The sequence below is a fragment of the Streptomyces sp. NPDC127097 genome, assembly GCF_042724075.1.
In the GTDB taxonomy this organism is placed as follows: Bacteria; Actinomycetota; Actinomycetes; order Streptomycetales; family Streptomycetaceae; genus Streptomyces.
The window spans coordinates 1-14948 of the sequence record NZ_JBHXFI010000032.1; the positions used below are offsets into that span (position 1 = coordinate 1).

At 70.7% G+C, this 14948-nt stretch carries 9 protein-coding genes; 4 read left to right on the forward strand and 5 right to left on the reverse strand.

Features of this window, described 5'->3' with window-relative positions:
- Positions 1-295: 295 nt before the first annotated feature.
- Positions 296-1876 carry an MFS transporter gene (locus ACFWJW_RS23245; protein ID WP_387244538.1) on the forward strand — a complete coding sequence of 527 codons (1581 nt, stop codon included), beginning with the start codon at positions 296-298 and terminating at the stop codon, positions 1874-1876.
- A 150-nt stretch (positions 1877-2026) separates the two neighbouring features.
- Positions 2027-3742: a methionine--tRNA ligase gene (gene metG / locus ACFWJW_RS23250; RefSeq protein ID WP_387244541.1), complete on the forward strand. Its 1716-nt coding sequence runs from the start codon at positions 2027-2029 to the stop codon at positions 3740-3742.
- A 116-nt stretch (positions 3743-3858) separates the two neighbouring features.
- Here the strand turns inward: metG and ACFWJW_RS23255 are convergent, their stop codons facing one another.
- Together ACFWJW_RS23255 and aspS are read right to left on the reverse strand one after the other, a co-directional pair.
- Positions 3859-5568, reverse strand: a complete 1710-nt coding sequence (locus ACFWJW_RS23255) for a hypothetical protein (RefSeq protein WP_387244544.1) — start codon at positions 5566-5568, stop codon at positions 3859-3861.
- Positions 5569-5778: 210 nt separating this feature from the next.
- Positions 5779-7542, reverse strand: a complete 1764-nt coding sequence (aspS, locus tag ACFWJW_RS23260; RefSeq protein WP_387244547.1) for an aspartate--tRNA ligase — start codon at positions 7540-7542, stop codon at positions 5779-5781.
- A 279-nt stretch (positions 7543-7821) separates the two neighbouring features.
- Here aspS and ACFWJW_RS23265 point away from each other — a divergent pair, with 279 nt between their 5' ends.
- Positions 7822-9975: a SpoIIE family protein phosphatase gene (locus tag ACFWJW_RS23265; RefSeq protein ID WP_387244550.1), complete on the forward strand. Its 2154-nt coding sequence runs from the start codon at positions 7822-7824 to the stop codon at positions 9973-9975.
- Here the strand turns inward: ACFWJW_RS23265 and ACFWJW_RS23270 are convergent.
- The 3 genes from ACFWJW_RS23270 to ACFWJW_RS23280 all read right to left on the reverse strand — a co-directional run bounded on the left by ACFWJW_RS23270 (position 9915) and on the right by ACFWJW_RS23280 (position 12764).
- Positions 9915-11051, reverse strand: coding sequence for an AI-2E family transporter (locus tag ACFWJW_RS23270; protein ID WP_387244553.1), 1137 nt, complete (start codon positions 11049-11051; stop codon positions 9915-9917). The two genes, ACFWJW_RS23265 and ACFWJW_RS23270, sit on opposite strands and share 61 nt — an antisense overlap.
- Before the next feature lie 96 nt (positions 11052-11147).
- Positions 11148-12101, reverse strand: coding sequence for a pirin family protein (locus tag ACFWJW_RS23275; protein ID WP_387244556.1), 954 nt, complete (start codon positions 12099-12101; stop codon positions 11148-11150).
- 192 nt (positions 12102-12293) lie between these two features.
- Complete coding sequence (locus tag ACFWJW_RS23280) at positions 12294-12764, reverse strand: SseB family protein (RefSeq protein WP_042151201.1); 471 nt, start codon at positions 12762-12764, stop codon at positions 12294-12296.
- A 163-nt stretch (positions 12765-12927) separates the two neighbouring features.
- Here ACFWJW_RS23280 and ACFWJW_RS23285 point away from each other — a divergent pair, with 163 nt between their 5' ends.
- Positions 12928-14769, forward strand: a complete 1842-nt coding sequence (locus ACFWJW_RS23285; RefSeq protein ID WP_387244560.1) for an acyl-CoA dehydrogenase — start codon at positions 12928-12930, stop codon at positions 14767-14769.
- Positions 14770-14948 lie beyond the last annotated feature (179 nt).

Sequence of the window (14948 nt, forward strand, 5' to 3'; positions counted from 1 at the left end):
TGTTCCGGGAGTGGCTCACTGCGGCCCGCGCGGCCGGCGTCCTCAAGCACAGGTTACCGCCCTCGCCTCCACCACCCCCGACACCTCACCGGCCGCGGCGGGGCTCCCAGGGGCCCGGCCGCGGCCGTCGTCGTGTGCGTGGCCCCTGCCCCCGGCGCCGACGCGCACCACAAGAGGCGAGGCCCCACGCCCGTCCCTACGCTGAATGGGTGAAGCGCCCCGTTTGATCCGGTTGCTCCGGGCCGGAGCGGCGGGGTGGCCGGGTGGCCGTACCAGCCGAGCGAGGCGGGCCGTGATGAGTGACGCGAGCCAAGAGGGAGGACCCGCTACCCCTCCCAGGACCACTGCTCCCCGCTGGGCCGCACCGGCGAAGCCCGATCCACGGCGCTGGTGGGGCCTCGTGGTGATTGCGATCGCGCAGCTGATGGTGGTGCTGGACGCGACCATCGTGAACATCGCCCTGCCGTCGGCCCAGCGGGATCTGGGGATGTCGGACGCCAACCGGCAGTGGGTGATCACCGCGTACACGCTGGCGTTCGGCGGGCTGCTGCTGCTCGGCGGGCGGATCGCCGACCTGGTGGGACGGAAGAAGACGTTCATGATCGGACTGGTCGGGTTCGCGGTCGCGTCGGGGCTGGGCGGGGCGGCCACCGGGTCCGGGCTGCTGTTCGGGGCGCGGGCGCTTCAGGGCGCCTTCGGGGCGCTGCTGGCGCCGTCCGCGCTGTCGCTGCTCACCACGACGTTCACCATCGGGAAGGAGCGAAGCAAGGCTTTCGGGATCTACGGCGCCATCGCGGGCGGTGGCGCGGCCATCGGGCTGATCGCCGGCGGGCTGCTGACCGAGTACCTGAACTGGCGCTGGTGTCTGTATGTGAACGTGCCGATCGCGGCGCTCGCCTTCATGGGCGCGGCGGTGTTCCTGCACGACAAGCCGGAGCGGGGCCGGGTACACCTGGACATTCCGGGCGCGGCGCTGGGCTGCGGCGGCCTGGTCGCGATCGTGTACGGGTGCAGCGAGGCGGAGCCACGGGGGTGGGGCGACGGGCTGGTCATCGGGCTGCTGGCGGGCGGGGTGGCGCTGCTGGCCGCCTTCGGCTGGTGGCAGTCGCGGGCGCCGCATCCCCTCCTGCCGTTGCACATCGTGCGGGACCGGAATCGCGGCGGCGCCTTCCTGACCATGGGGCTGGCGGTCATCGCGATGTTCGGGATGTTCCTGTTCATGACCTACTACCTCCAGACCGTGCTCGGCTATTCACCGGTCCGGACCGGGATGGCCTTCCTGCCGATGGTGGCGGCGATCGTGATCGGCTCGACGCAGATCTCGGCGCGACTGCTGCACCGGATCCCGCCGCGCTTCCTGATGGTCCCGGGCGCGCTGCTGGCCGCCACGGGGCTCTTCACCCTGCGGTATCTGACGGCCGAGCCCGCGTATGTGTCGCATGTGCTGCCGGCCATGCTGCTCGTCGGGCTCGGCATGGGCCTGATCTTCATGCCGGTGATGGCGACGGCCACGTCCGGGGTGGCCCCGCACGACTCCGGGGTCACCTCCGCGACCGTCAACACGGCGCAGCAGGTGGGCGGTTCGATCGGTACGGCGCTGCTGAACACCATCGCCACCTCGGCGAGTGCGGTGTTCATCGCGGATCACCTGACGGACGCGGCCCGGAAGGGCGGCGGGCTCGGGCTCACCCCGGCGGTGCGGGACCAGATCGTCAAGGCCGGGGTGGTGCACGGGTTCAACGTGGCCATCGGGGTGGCGTCGGCGATCATGCTGCTCGCCGCGCTGGTCGCCGGTCTGCTGGTCAACGGCCGGGCGCCGAAGCCCGGCCGGTCCCCGGCGGCGGACGGCGCCGAGTCGGCGGACGCGGCGGTGTGAGCGCGGGCCGCGGCGGTCGGCGGAGGGGGTGAGCACAGGCTCGGTCCGGCGCCGAAATACCCGCGCGGCCACCCCTGCCCCGTCCAGTACGATATTGACGTTCCGTAAAGCAAATCCTCACTCACCGTAGCGACTTGGGAGCAGCCGGCAATGGCTCGACACCTCATCACCAGCGCCCTTCCGTATATCAACGGGATCAAGCACCTGGGCAACATGGTGGGGTCCATGCTCCCGGCCGACGTCTATGCCCGGTATATGCGGCAGCGCGGGCACGATGTCCTCTACATCTGCGCGACGGACGAGCACGGGACCCCCGCCGAGCTGGCGGCGAAGGACGCGGGCCAGTCGGTCGACGCGTTCTGCGCCGAGCAGCACGACAAGCAGAAGGCGATCTACGAGGGCTTCGGCCTCGAATTCGACTACTTCGGCCGGAGCTCGTCGCGGGAGAACGTGGAGCTGACGCAGCACTTCGCGCGCAAGCTGCACGAGAACGGATTCATCGAGGAGCGGGCGATCCGCCAGGTCTTCTCGATCGCCGACGACCGCTTCCTGCCGGACCGCTACATCGTCGGCACGTGCCCGCACTGCGGCTACGACAAGGCGCGCGGCGACCAGTGCGAGAACTGCACCCGGGTGCTCGACCCGACCGACCTGATCGACGCCCGCTCGGCGATCAGCGGCAGCGGTGACCTGGAGGTGCGCGAGACCAAGCACCTCTTCCTGCTCCAGTCGAAGCTTCAGCACGAGGTCGAGGGCTGGCTGGAAGGCAACGGCAGCAAGGAATGGCCGACGCTGGCCTCGTCCATCGCGCACAAGTGGCTGACCGAGGGTCTCCAGGACCGGGCGATCACCCGTGACCTGGACTGGGGCGTTCCGGTGCCGGCCGATGTGTGGCCCGAGCTGGCGGCCGAGGGCAAGGTCTTCTACGTCTGGTTCGACGCGCCGATCGAGTACATCGGCTCGACGAAGGAGTGGGCGGACGTCGACCCGGAGAACCGCGACTGGAAGTCGTGGTGGTACGAGGCCGAGGACGTCCGGTACACGGAGTTCATGGCCAAGGACAATGTGCCGTTCCACTCCGTGATGTTCCCGGCGACCCAGCTGGGGACCCGCGAGCCGTGGAAGAAGGTCGACTTCCTCAAGGCGTTCAACTGGCTCAACTACTACGGCGGGAAGTTCTCCACCTCCCAGCGGCGCGGCATCTTCACGGACGCGGCGCTGGAGCTGCTGCCGGCCGACTACTGGCGCTACTTCCTCATCGCCAACGCCCCGGAGTCCGACGACACCTCCTTCACCTGGGAGCTGTTCGCGTCCTCGGTCAACAAGGACCTGGCGGACACCCTCGGCAACTTCGTCAACCGGGTGCTGTCGTTCTCCCGGAAGCGGTTCGGTGACGAGGTGCCCGCGGGCGCCGAGGCCGGGGCCGCGGAGCAGAAGCTGGGCGAGGAGATCGCCGGGCTGCTGGCGGAGTACGAGGGCCACATGGAGGCCCTTCAGTTCCGCAAGGCCGCGGCGTCGCTGCGCGCCCTGTGGAGCGCGGGCAACTCCTACCTGGAGGAGAAGGCCCCGTGGCTGGAGATCAAGACCGACAAGGACGCCGCGGCCCTGACGCTGCGGACGGCGATGAACCTGATCCATCTGTACGCGATCGTCTCCGAGCCGTTCATCCCGTCGTCGGCCAAGGCGATGCGGGGTGCCTTCGCGCTGGAGAACGACACCGCGGTGTGGGTCGCGCAGGAGGAGGCGAAGGCGCTGGCCTCGGTGCCGGCCGGAACTCCCTTCACGGTGCCGCCGGTGCTCTTCGCGAAGATCACCGAGGACGACCTGGCGGCATACCGCGAGCGCTTCGGCGGCGCGGAGCAGTGATCCCCGCCTGACCGCGGACGTCTCCGCGGCCGGCACAGCACACCTGCACGCCCGTCCGGCCCTCGGGCCGGGCGGGCGCCCGCATGTGCGGGCCCCGACGGCCCGGACGCCACGGCTCAGGGCCGGGTCGGCGGGGATACGAAGGCGTGCAGTGACTTCAGGCCCGGCGTCGGCGGCAGCGGGACCGGGCGCCAGCCACGTGCGTAGGCCGGCGGCTTGCGCCCGTCGACCAGGACCGCGGCGGGCCGGGACGCGGCCAGCCGGGCCAGGCCCGCGGGGGTGATGCGGGCGTCGTGGCCCTGCGGCTGGCGGGACGCACAGCCCGCCTGGTACGCCACCCGTACCGCCTCCTCGCCGCTCACCACACAGGGCGGCCGCAGACCGGCCGCTTTCAGCGTCCCGGAGATCCGGCCGATACCGGTCTGGGCGCGCGCGGTGCTCCGCACCATCTTGTGCAGGATCGCCAGCTGGATGGCCTCATGGCCGGTCAGCGTGAGGACGAGGACGGCCACCGCCCAGGCGTGCCGGCGGCGCGGCAGCCGGGTCAGCCAGTACAGGAACCACGCGGCAGGCATCAGCAGCAGGGCGTAGGCGGGCAACAGGAAGCGCGGCGCGGCGTAATTCACCGTCAGCAGGTAGGGAGCGGCGAGGCAGAGGCCGGCCAGCGCCGGGACGACGAGCGGAGCCGGTCCGTTGCGGTGCAGCGGACCGACCGGATCGCGCAGCCGCACCGCGGGCCACACCGGGCCGTGGCGGTCCGGCTCGCCGACGGGCTCACGGCTGCCCGGCCGGACCGGCGCCAGCCCGAGCGGCTGCGGCCCCCCGCCGCGCTCCGCGGACGCCCACGCCGGACCGTACCGGTGCAGCGCGGCACCGGACTCACGGGCCCGCAGCGCCACCCATACCGCCCCGATGACCGCCAGGGGCAGCAGGAACCACCACACCGCCGTCACCGGGTGGTCCCAGGCCAGCTGGCAGGGGCGGCAGAGCGTCTTGCCCTGAAGCGAGCGGGCGTGGTCGTCGAAGGACAGATGCCAGCCCAGGCCGCCCTGGATCCGCCCGGCCTGCCGCAGCCGTGCCACGAGCCCGCCGTAGGACTGATACGCCTCCGCGACCCACTCGGCGCACCCCAGGACCAGCCCGGCCGGCAGCGCCAGCAGCACGGCGGGGCGCCGCCAGGACGGGACACACAGCGCCGCGGCGAAGAGCGGCACGGCCAGCCAGACGGCGTCGGTGGGGCGCATCAGCGCGGCCACGGCCACCGCGACGCCGAGTCCGGCCGCCGCGCTCCGGCCGCCGCGGGGGGCCAGTTGCCGGGACGGCTGCCGTACGGCGCGCAGAAAGCAGCCGGTGGCGACGAGCGCGGCGTAGGCGACCCACAGGTTGGGCATCGCCTGTGGGCCGTAGAAGAGCGTGATCCACAGACCGGCGAACAGCGCGCCGCCCAGCGCCGGTACGGGAGCGGGCAGCAGTCGCCGCCAGACGCACAGGCTGATCAGGAGCCCGGCGCCGGAGAGCACCGCCAGGTAGCAGTGCAGCACGGTGGCCGAGGTCGTGAGCACCGCGGCCGGAGCGAGGAGGAAGCTGACGCCGCGGGCGCGGGGGGCGCTGAAGAACGCGGCCGGCGTATGGCGGTCGACCTGGCTGACGTAGACCGTCTCGTCCCATCCCAGGCCGGGGGTGGTCAGGGCGCCATAGACCAGGAGGGCGGTGAAGGCGGCGGCCACGGCGGTGAGCCACCACAGGTCATGGGCCGCGACGGAGCGCGTCGCGCGGGCCCGCGGCCCCGGGCCGGCCGGAGCGGAGAGGAGGCTGGCTTGCTGCATGAGCACCACAGTGCGGGCGCTGCCGGAGCCCGGCCACACGAGTGGAGCGGTCGGGGCACCCGGGCCGCCACCCGGCGCCCGTTCCCGCGCCGGGACGGCCGGCCGCCGACGCCCGCTCGGCAAGCACAGAGGCCCCGGACGGGCCGGGGCGGCGTTTCACGTGAAACGCCGCCCCTCAGCCTGTCCGAGGCCCCTTGCCGTCAGCGGCGCCTACTTCACCGGCGGCTTGCGCAGGGAGAGGTGCAGCTCCTTGAGACGCGCCTCCTCGACCTCGCTCGGGGCGCCCATCAGCAGGTCCTGGGCGTTGCCGTTGAGCGGGAAGGCGATGGTCTCGCGGATGTTGGGCTCGTCGGCCAGCAGCATGACGATGCGGTCGACGCCGGGGGCGATGCCACCGTGCGGCGGGGCGCCGAACTTGAAGGCCCGGAGCATGCCGCCGAACTCGGCCTCGACCGTCTCCTTGTCGTAGCCGGCGATCGCGAAAGCCTTGTACATGACCTCGGGCTCGTGGTTACGAATCGCGCCCGAGGACAGCTCGGTGCCGTTGCAGACGATGTCGTACTGCCAGGCCAGGATGTCCAGCGGGTCCTTGGTCTCCAGCGCCTCCAGGCCGCCCTGCGGCATGGAGAACGGGTTGTGCGAGAACTCGATCTTGCCGGTGTCCTCGTCCTTCTCGAACATCGGGAAGTCGACGATCCAGCAGAACCGGAACTCGTCCTCGACGAAGTGGCCGGCGCGCTTGGCGACCTCGACGCGGACCGCGCCCATGATCTTGGAGACCTCGTCGAACTCACCGGCGCCGAAGAAGACGGCGTGGCCGGGCTTGAGGTCCAGGGCGACGACCAGCGACTTGATGTCGTCCTCGGTGAGGAACTTGGCGATCGGGCCGGTGAGGGCGTTGTCCTCGCCGACGCGGACCCAGGCCAGGCCCTTGGCGCCCTGCTGGACGGCGAAGTCGCCCAGCTGGTCGAAGAACTTGCGCGGCTGGTCGGCGGTGTCCGGCACGGCCAGGGCACGGACGTGCTTGTCGGCGAAAGCCTTGAAGCCGGAGCCGGCGAAGACGTCGGAGACATCCACCAGCTCCAGCTCGGCGCGAAGGTCCGGCTTGTCGGAGCCGTACTTGAGCATCGCCTCGCGGAACGGGATGCGCGGGAACGGGGAGGTGACCGTGCGGCCGTTGCCGAACTCCGTGAAGAGTTCGGTCATCAGCTTCTCGACGGGCTGGAAGACATCCTCCTGCTCGACGAAGCTCATCTCGACGTCGAGCTGGTAGAACTCGCCCGGCGAGCGGTCCGCGCGGGCGTCCTCGTCGCGGAAGCAGGGCGCGATCTGGAAGTAGCGGTCGAATCCGGCGATCATCAGCAGCTGCTTGAACTGCTGCGGGGCCTGCGGCAGCGCATAGAACTTGCCGGGGTGCAGACGGGAGGGGACCAGGAAGTCGCGGGCGCCCTCGGGGGAGGTCGCGGACAGGATCGGGGTCGCCATCTCGTTGAAGCCGAGGGCCACCATCTTGTGACGGATGGCGGAGATGACCGCAGTGCGCAGCATGATGTTGCGGTGCATCCGCTCGCGGCGCAGGTCGAGGAAGCGGTATTCGAGGCGCTTCTCCTCGTTGACGCCGTCGTCCGCGTTGATCGTGAAGGGGATCTGGTCGGCGGCGCCGAGCACCTCGACCTCAGAGACCTCGATCTCGATCTCGCCGGTCGGCAGGTCGGGGTTGACGTTGTCGGCACCGCGCGCGCTGACCTTGCCGTCGATGCGGACGACGGTCTCCTTGGTCAGCGAGCCGAGGGCCTCGTTGGCCGGCGTACCGGGGCGGGCGACGAGCTGGACCAGACCGTAGTGGTCACGCAGATCGATGAAGAGGATGCCGCCCAGGTCACGTCGATTGTGCAGCCAGCCGCTGAGGCGGACGTCGGTGTCGACGTCCGTGGCTCGGAGCTCGCCGCAGTTATGGGACCGGTACCGATGCATCGCTCATCCAAGTCGTCGCGAGTGTCGAGGTGAGGAGTTGTCGGGAGAGGGAGAGGAAAAGGAGTACGGGCTCTGCCGCCCGGTCGCTCTCCCCGTGGATCACCCGAAAGGCCACCCCAGGATTGACATAACCGCTCCAGGTTACCGTCCCGGCCCGCACGCCTTCGTTGACATATACGCATCAGCGCCGTGGGGACCGGCCCGATGCCTCCCGACTGGGACGATGGTCACGTTCCGGCTCGCTGGTGGGGTGCCGCCAAACACACCTAAAGTGAGGCAATGCGCACCGAGGATCTCCTGGCCGCCATCGCGACCGGCCTGTGGCGCTGGGACCACGCATCGGGACGGGTGACCCTCGACGCCGAAGCGGCCCGGCTGCTCGGGCTGCCCGCCGCACCGGCGGAACTGACCCAGGCCGCGGTGCGCTCCCGTTTTCATCCCGTCGACTTCGCCGAGATCAACGGGATCGTGCAGCTCGCGGTCGCCGAGCGGACGCTCGCCGAGGCGCGGCTGCGCATCGTGGACGAGCACGGGCGGGTGCAGCGCATCGTCCGCTCCCGCTCCCGCCCCCGGATCGTCGACGGCGACTTCGAGCTGGTCGGCACCCTCCAGGAGGTGCCCGAACCGCAGCCCGGGACCTCCGCCGCGCACACCCCGATAACCGGCGACTGGCGCCGCTCCCGTGAGGCGTTTCTGCTGGACGCGGGCCGGGCGCTGGCCGAGGCACGGTCCACCGCCGAGGTGCTGCGGGTCGCGGCCGGGCTGTCCATGCCGGGGTTCATGCCGGACGGGCTGGCGGTCTTCGGCATCGAGGGCGACCGGCTGCCGGTCATCGGCCAGCACGGCTACGCGTCCGGCGATGAGCGGCCGTTCGCCGACATGCCGCTGACGGCCGACCACCCGGCCGCCGAGGTCGTCCGCACCGGCCGGGCCAGCTATCTGCCCACCCCGGAGGACTACCGCCGCCGCTACCCCGCCACCTGGCCGCTGGCCGCCCGCTTCCGCCGGACGTCCTGGGCGTTCCTGCCGCTGGTGAACGCGGGCCGGACGATCGGCGCCTGGATGGCGGCGTTCGCCCAGCCGGTGGCGTTCACCCCCGATGAGCGCTCGGTGCTGACCACCGTCGCCCGGATGCTGGCCCAGGCGCTGGCCCGGGCCGGTATGCAGGAGGAACAGCAGGAACTGGCGCTGGGGCTCCAGCGCAGCATGATGCCGACGGTGCAGCCGGACATCCCGGGGATGACGGTCGCGGCCCGCTACGTCCCGACCGGCGGCGGGCTGGAGGTCGGCGGCGACTGGTACGACATGATCCCGCTGCCGTCCGGCCGGATCGCGCTGGTCATCGGGGATGTCCAGGGGCACGACGTACGGGCCGCGGGCCTGATGGGGCAGCTGCGGATCGCGCTGCGGGCCTACGCGTCCGAGGGCCATCACCCCGATGCGGTGCTCTCCCGCGCCTCCCGCTTCCTGGCCGGGATCAATGAGACCGAACTCCGCGGCGACGGCGCGGACCAGCGCTTCGCGACCTGCCTCTACATCGAGGTGGATCCGGCGACGGGGCTGCTGGACATCGCGCGGGCCGGCCACCCCGATCCGGCGATCCGGATGAGCGACGGCACGATGCTGGTCCGGCCCACCGCGGGCGGGCTGCCGCTGGGCATCGTCCCGGACGCCGACTACCCCACCACCCGGCTCGTCCTGGAGCCCGGCGAGACCATGATGGTGTGCACCGACGGGCTGATCGAGACCGGCGGCCACGATCTGGAGACCGGCTGGGCGCGGCTGCGCGACGTCCTGGAGGCATGGCAGGCCGACGAGGACGGCGAGAGTCTGGAGCGGCTGGCCGACGCGCTGGTCCAGGCCGTGCACGGGCCGCCGTCGCACCACACCACCGGGCCCCTGGTGGACCGCCGCGAGGACGACATCGCCGTACTGCTGCTGCGCCGCGAGGGCGCCGGCTGCGCGGTCGGCACCGGCGGCCTGCTGACGCCGCGGCCCGTCCGGCGCACCGTGCTGTCCATCGCCCAGGCCGAGCCGGAGCGGATAGCCGAGGCCCGCCGGCAGGTCCGGGACGTGCTGCACGACTGGGCCGACCCGGACCAGGTGGACTCGGCGGTGCTGATGGTCTCGGAGATGGTCACCAATGTCCTGCTGCACACCGACGGGGATGCCGTGCTGGTCGCCGAGATCACCGGTGAGCGGGGCGCCCGGCGTATCCGCGTCGATGTCGCCGACAGCAGCGATGAGCTGCCGCACCGCCGCAGCCCCGGCGAACTGGCGTCGTCGGGGCGCGGTCTGATGCTGCTGGAGCTGCTGGCCGGGGCGTGGGGCGTGGATCCGCGCGGGGACGGCAAGTCGACGTGGTTCGAGCTCTACGAGGAGGCGGCGGAGGCGGCGGGCCCGCTGTCGTCGGAGTCCGAGCCCGCGGCGTAGTGCACCCGTAGCTCGTGGAGCACGCCGGTCGCGGCGGCGGTCAGCGGTACGGACAGCAGCATGCCGAGGATGCCGGCGACGCTGGCGCCCGCGGTGATCGCCAGCATCACGGTCGCCGGATGCATCTGGACCGTACGGCTCTGGATCATCGGCTGGAGTACGTGCCCCTCCAGCACCTGCACGGCCAGGACGACGCCGAGCGCCCACAGCGCGATCACGAAGCCGCGGTCGGCCAGTGCCACCAGGATCGCCACCGCGCCGGAGATGAAGGCGCCGAAGTAGGGGATATAGGCCCCGACGAAGACCAGCGCGCCCAGTCCGACGGCGCCCGGCACCTGAAGGATCAGCAGTCCGACGGTGATGCAGATGGCGTCGATCAGCGCGATGAAGGTGGTCCCGCGCATAAAGCCCTCGATGCTCTGGAAGCCGCGGCGGGCCATCCGCTCCAGCTGCGGTGCCGAGGTGCCGGGCGCCCAGTCCCGCAGGGCGCGTACCGCCTTGTCGGAGTCGCGCAGGAAGAAGAACGTCAGCAGCAGGGCCAACACCGAGGCGGCGAGGAACTGGCCGACGACGCTGACGCCGGCCAGCAGCCCGGAGGCCGCGGTGCCGCCGAACTTGGCGACCAGCTCCTTGGACTTGGCGGCGAGATCGTCGAGTGAGGTACCGGCCGCTCCGAAGTGCTGGGAGAGGTCCCGGGCGGCGTTCCTGAGCGAGGCGATGATCTGGTCCCCGGTGTCGACCAGCGCGCTCACGACGATGTATCCGGCGCCGCCGACCACCACCACGAGGACCGCGCAGGTCAGTCCGGCCGCCAGGGAACGGTTGAGCTTCATCGCCACCAGCCGCCGGTAGAGCGGCCCGAGCAGCCCGCTGCCGAGCAGCGCCAGCAGTACGGGCGTCACGGCCGCGCTCAGTTCGACGCACAGCCATACCCCGAGGGCCAGCACGGCCGCGATCAGCAGCGCCACCAGACACCAGGCCGCGGCACGGCGGGCCTCGATCGGCAGCAACGGGCTGGAAGGCTGCGGCCGTTCACCCTTGGCGCCGGGCCGGTTCTCGTCCGAGTCGTTTCGCACCCGGACAGTCCACCATGGCGGCAGGCCCGGGGCGGCTCCGGGAAGACGCCGGGGGCGGCGTTTCACGTGAAACGCCGCCCGGCTGCCGAGGTGGCGTCAGCGCTCGCCGGCGGGGATCGTGCCGAGCCGGCCGGCCTGGAAGTCCTCGACGGCCTGCGCCAGTTCGGCGTGGGTGTTCATCACGAACGGGCCGTAATGCATCATCGGCTCGCGGATCGGCAGCCCGCCCAGCAGCACCACCTCGAAGTTCGGGCTGCGCGACTCCTGGGACTCGTCCGCCCGGATCGTGAGCGAGTCTCCGCTCCCGAACACGACCGCCTGCCCCATGCGGAACGGGCGCCCCTCCGCACCGGCCGTACCGCGTCCGGCCAGGGCGTAGCCGAGGGCGTTGAAATCCTTCCGCCAGGGCAGGGTCAGCTCGGCGCCCGGGTTCACCGTCACATGCATCATCGTGATCGGCGTATGCGTGACGCCCGGCCCCTGGTGGCCGTCGAGGTCACCGGCGATCAGCCGCAGCAGCGCGCCACCGTCGGCCGAGGTCAGCAGCTTGACGTTGCCGCCACCGATGTCCTGGTAGCGGGGGGCCATCATCTTGTCGCTCTTCGGCAGGTTCACCCACAGCTGGAGGCCGTGGAAGAGACCACCGGACATGACCAGCGACTCCGGCGGCGCCTCGATGTGCAGCAGCCCCGAACCGGCCGTCATCCACTGGGTGTCACCGTCGTTGATGACGCCACCGCCGCCGTGCGAGTCACGGTGCACAAAGGTGCCGTCGATCAGATACGTCACGGTCTCGAAGCCCCGGTGCGGGTGCCAGGGCGTGCCCTTGGGCTCTCCCGGCGCGTACTCCACCTCGCCCATCTGGTCCATCATGATGAACGGGTCGAGGTGCTTGTAGTCGATCCCGGCGAACGCACGGCGCACCGGGAACCCCTCGCCCTCGAATCCGCTCGGAGCGGTGGCTACGGCCAGCACGGGACGGGCGTGCGCCGCGACGGGCGCCGCCACACGCGGCAGGGTCAGCGGATTCTCAACGGTCACTGCGGGCATGACGGCCTCCTCGGTCACTAAAAACTTAGTTGAACAGTGAACAACCCGCAAGGCCCACGGCATTCCCGGCCGCATTTCCCCAGGTCGAGAGGGTTCCGGTGCGCCCCCGACACACTTCGGGCCGGCCCCTCGGAGGGACCGGCCCGTGACTCGACCGCGGCAGCGGCGGTCCCCCGCCGCATGCCGGGACGGCTAGCCGTACATCCGCCGCATCGCGAAGTCGACCATCTGCTCCACGGCCTTCGCGTCGAAGACCATCCGGTGGTCGCCCTCCATGTCGAGGACGAACCCGTAGCCGGTCGGCAGCAGGTCGAGCACCTCGGCGCCGGTGATCACGAAGTACTTGGACTCCTTGCCCGCGTACCGCCGCAGCTCCTTGAGCGAGGTGAACATCGGGATCACCGGCTGCTGGGTGTTGTGCAGCGCCAGGAAGCCTGGGTTGTCACCACGCGGGCAGTAGACCTTGGACGTGGAGAAGATGCCCTGGAAGTCCTCGGCGGACATCGAGCCGGTAGTGAAGGCGCGCACCGCGTCGGCGAGGGAGGGCGGGGACGGCTCGGGATACAGCGGCTGCTCGCCGTAACCCCCGGGGGCCGGTTGTTGCGGCGGGGGCGCTCCGTACTGCTGCTGCCCGGCACCGGCGTTCTGGTCGTAGCCGTACATGCGCCACAGCGTACTGAGTCGGCGATTCGCCGGGGGACGCTCGTCACAGATGGGCGGTAGGGGTTGATTCTTATTACCGGTGGGTAGCATCATCGTAGGTACTTGCTACTTGCTGGTATTGCGTTTGAGGTCCTCCCTCCCGAACCCTTACGGAGCCGTATCCATGGGGCACTACAAGTCGAATCTCCGCGACATCGAGTTCAACCTCTTCGAGGTGCTCGGCCGTGACAGCGTGTACGGCACCGGACCGTTCGCGGAGATGGATGTCGACACCGCCAAGAGCGTGCTGTCCGAGATCGCCCGGCTGTCCGAGAACGAGCTGGCCGAGTCGTTCGCCGACGCCGACCGCAACCCCCCGGTCTTCGACCCGGACACCAACACCGCGCCGGTTCCGGACACCTTCAAGAAGAGCTACCAGGCGTTCATGGACGCCGAGTGGTGGCGGCTGGGCATCCCGGAGGAGCTCGGCGGCACCACCGCGCCCCGCTCCCTGCTCTGGGGCTTCGCCGAGACCATCCTGGGCGCCAACCCGGCCGTGTGGATGTACGCGTCCGGCCCCGCCTTCGCCGGCGTCCTCCACGAGGAGGGCACCGAGGAGCAGCACCGCATAGCCCAGCTGATGGTGGACAAGCAGTGGGGCTCCACGATGGTGCTCACCGAGCCGGACGCCGGTTCGGACGTCGGCGCCGGCCGCACCAAGGCCGTGCAGCAGGCGGACGGCACCTGGCACATCGAGGGCGTCAAGCGCTTCATCACCTCCGGTGAGCACGACATGTCCGAGAACATCGTGCACTTCGTCCTCGCCCGCCCCGAGGGTGCCGGTCCGGGCACCAAGGGCCTGTCGCTCTTCATCGTGCCGAAGTACGACTTCGACTGGGAGACCGGCGAGCTGGGCGAGCGCAACGGCGCCTACGCCACCAACGTCGAGCACAAGATGGGCCTCAAGGCGTCCAACACCTGCGAGATGACCTTCGGCGCCAACCACCCGGCCAAGGGCTGGCTGCTCGGTGAGAAGCACGACGGCATCCGCCAGATGTTCAAGATCATCGAGTTCGCGCGGATGATGGTCGGCACGAAGGCCATCGCCACCCTCTCCACCGGCTACCTCAACGCGCTGGAGTACGCCAAGGAGCGCGTGCAGGGCCCGGACCTGGCGGCCTTCACCGACAAGACCGCGCCGCGCGTCACCATCACCCACCACCCCGATGTGCGCCGCTCGCTGATGACGCAGAAGGCGTACGCCGAGGGCATGCGCGCCCTGGTGCTCTACACCGCCACGGTCCAGGACGAGATCATCGTCAAGGAGGCCGCGGGCGAGGACGCGAGCGCCGCGATCCGCCTCAACGACCTGCTGCTGCCGATCGTGAAGGGCTACGGCTCGGAGAAGTCCTACGAGCAGCTGGCGCAGTCGCTCCAGACCTTCGGTGGCTCCGGCTACCTCCAGGAATACCCGATCGAGCAGTACATCCGGGACGCCAAGATCGACACCCTCTACGAGGGCACCACCGCGATCCAGGGCCAGGACTTCTTCTTCCGGAAGATCGTCCGCGACCAGGGCCAGGCGCTCACCGCGCTCTCCGACGAGATCAAGAAGTTCCTCGCCGACAACACCGGCGGCGAGGAGCTGGAGCAGGCCCGCGGCGAGCTGGCCAAGGCGGCCGCCGACCTGGAGGCGATAGTCGGCGCCATGCTGACCGATCTCGCCGCGACCGAGAAGGACGTCAAGTCCATCTACAAGGTCGGCCTGAACACCACCCGCGTGCTGATGGCCTCCGGCGATGTCGTCATCGGCTACCTGCTCCTCAAGGGTGCGGCCGTGGCCGCCGAGAAGCTGGCCGGCGCCCCGGCGAAGGCTGTGCCTGCCAAGGATGTGCCCTTCTACACCGGCAAGATCGCCGCGGCGAAGTTCTTCGCGCACAACGTCCTGCCGGGCGTCGGCGTCCAGCGCGGTCTGGCCGAGTCCGTCGACCAGTCGCTGATGGAGCTCGACGAAGCCGCGTTCTGAGAGGGAATTCCGCGGCCCGGCTGCGGCGTTTCTCTTAGAGGTCTCTCAGATTGACCGTTCAGACTGACGGGGCCCGCCTCTCTTCCCCCGGAGAGGCGGGCTCTGTCGTGTCCGGGGAAGTGAGCCGAATGCCAGGACATCGCAGCGGGCGCGCTTCCGTATGCCGGGACCCCGGCCCG

Bases quoted from the DNA above. Each gene is read 5' to 3' on its own strand.
- ACFWJW_RS23245 (WP_387244538.1), top strand. From the start codon at position 296: ATGAGTGACGCGAGCCAAGAGGGAGGACCCGCTACCCCTCCCAGGACC.
- metG (WP_387244541.1), top strand. From the start codon at position 2,027: ATGGCTCGACACCTCATCACCAGCGCCCTTCCGTATATCAACGGGATC.
- ACFWJW_RS23255 (WP_387244544.1), bottom strand. From the start codon at position 5,568: ATGCAGCAAGCCAGCCTCCTCTCCGCTCCGGCCGGCCCGGGGCCGCGG.
- aspS (WP_387244547.1), bottom strand. From the start codon at position 7,542: ATGCATCGGTACCGGTCCCATAACTGCGGCGAGCTCCGAGCCACGGAC.
- ACFWJW_RS23265 (WP_387244550.1), top strand. From the start codon at position 7,822: ATGCGCACCGAGGATCTCCTGGCCGCCATCGCGACCGGCCTGTGGCGC.
- ACFWJW_RS23275 (WP_387244556.1), bottom strand. From the start codon at position 12,101: ATGCCCGCAGTGACCGTTGAGAATCCGCTGACCCTGCCGCGTGTGGCG.
- ACFWJW_RS23280 (WP_042151201.1), bottom strand. From the start codon at position 12,764: ATGTACGGCTACGACCAGAACGCCGGTGCCGGGCAGCAGCAGTACGGA.
- ACFWJW_RS23285 (WP_387244560.1), top strand. From the start codon at position 12,928: ATGGGGCACTACAAGTCGAATCTCCGCGACATCGAGTTCAACCTCTTC.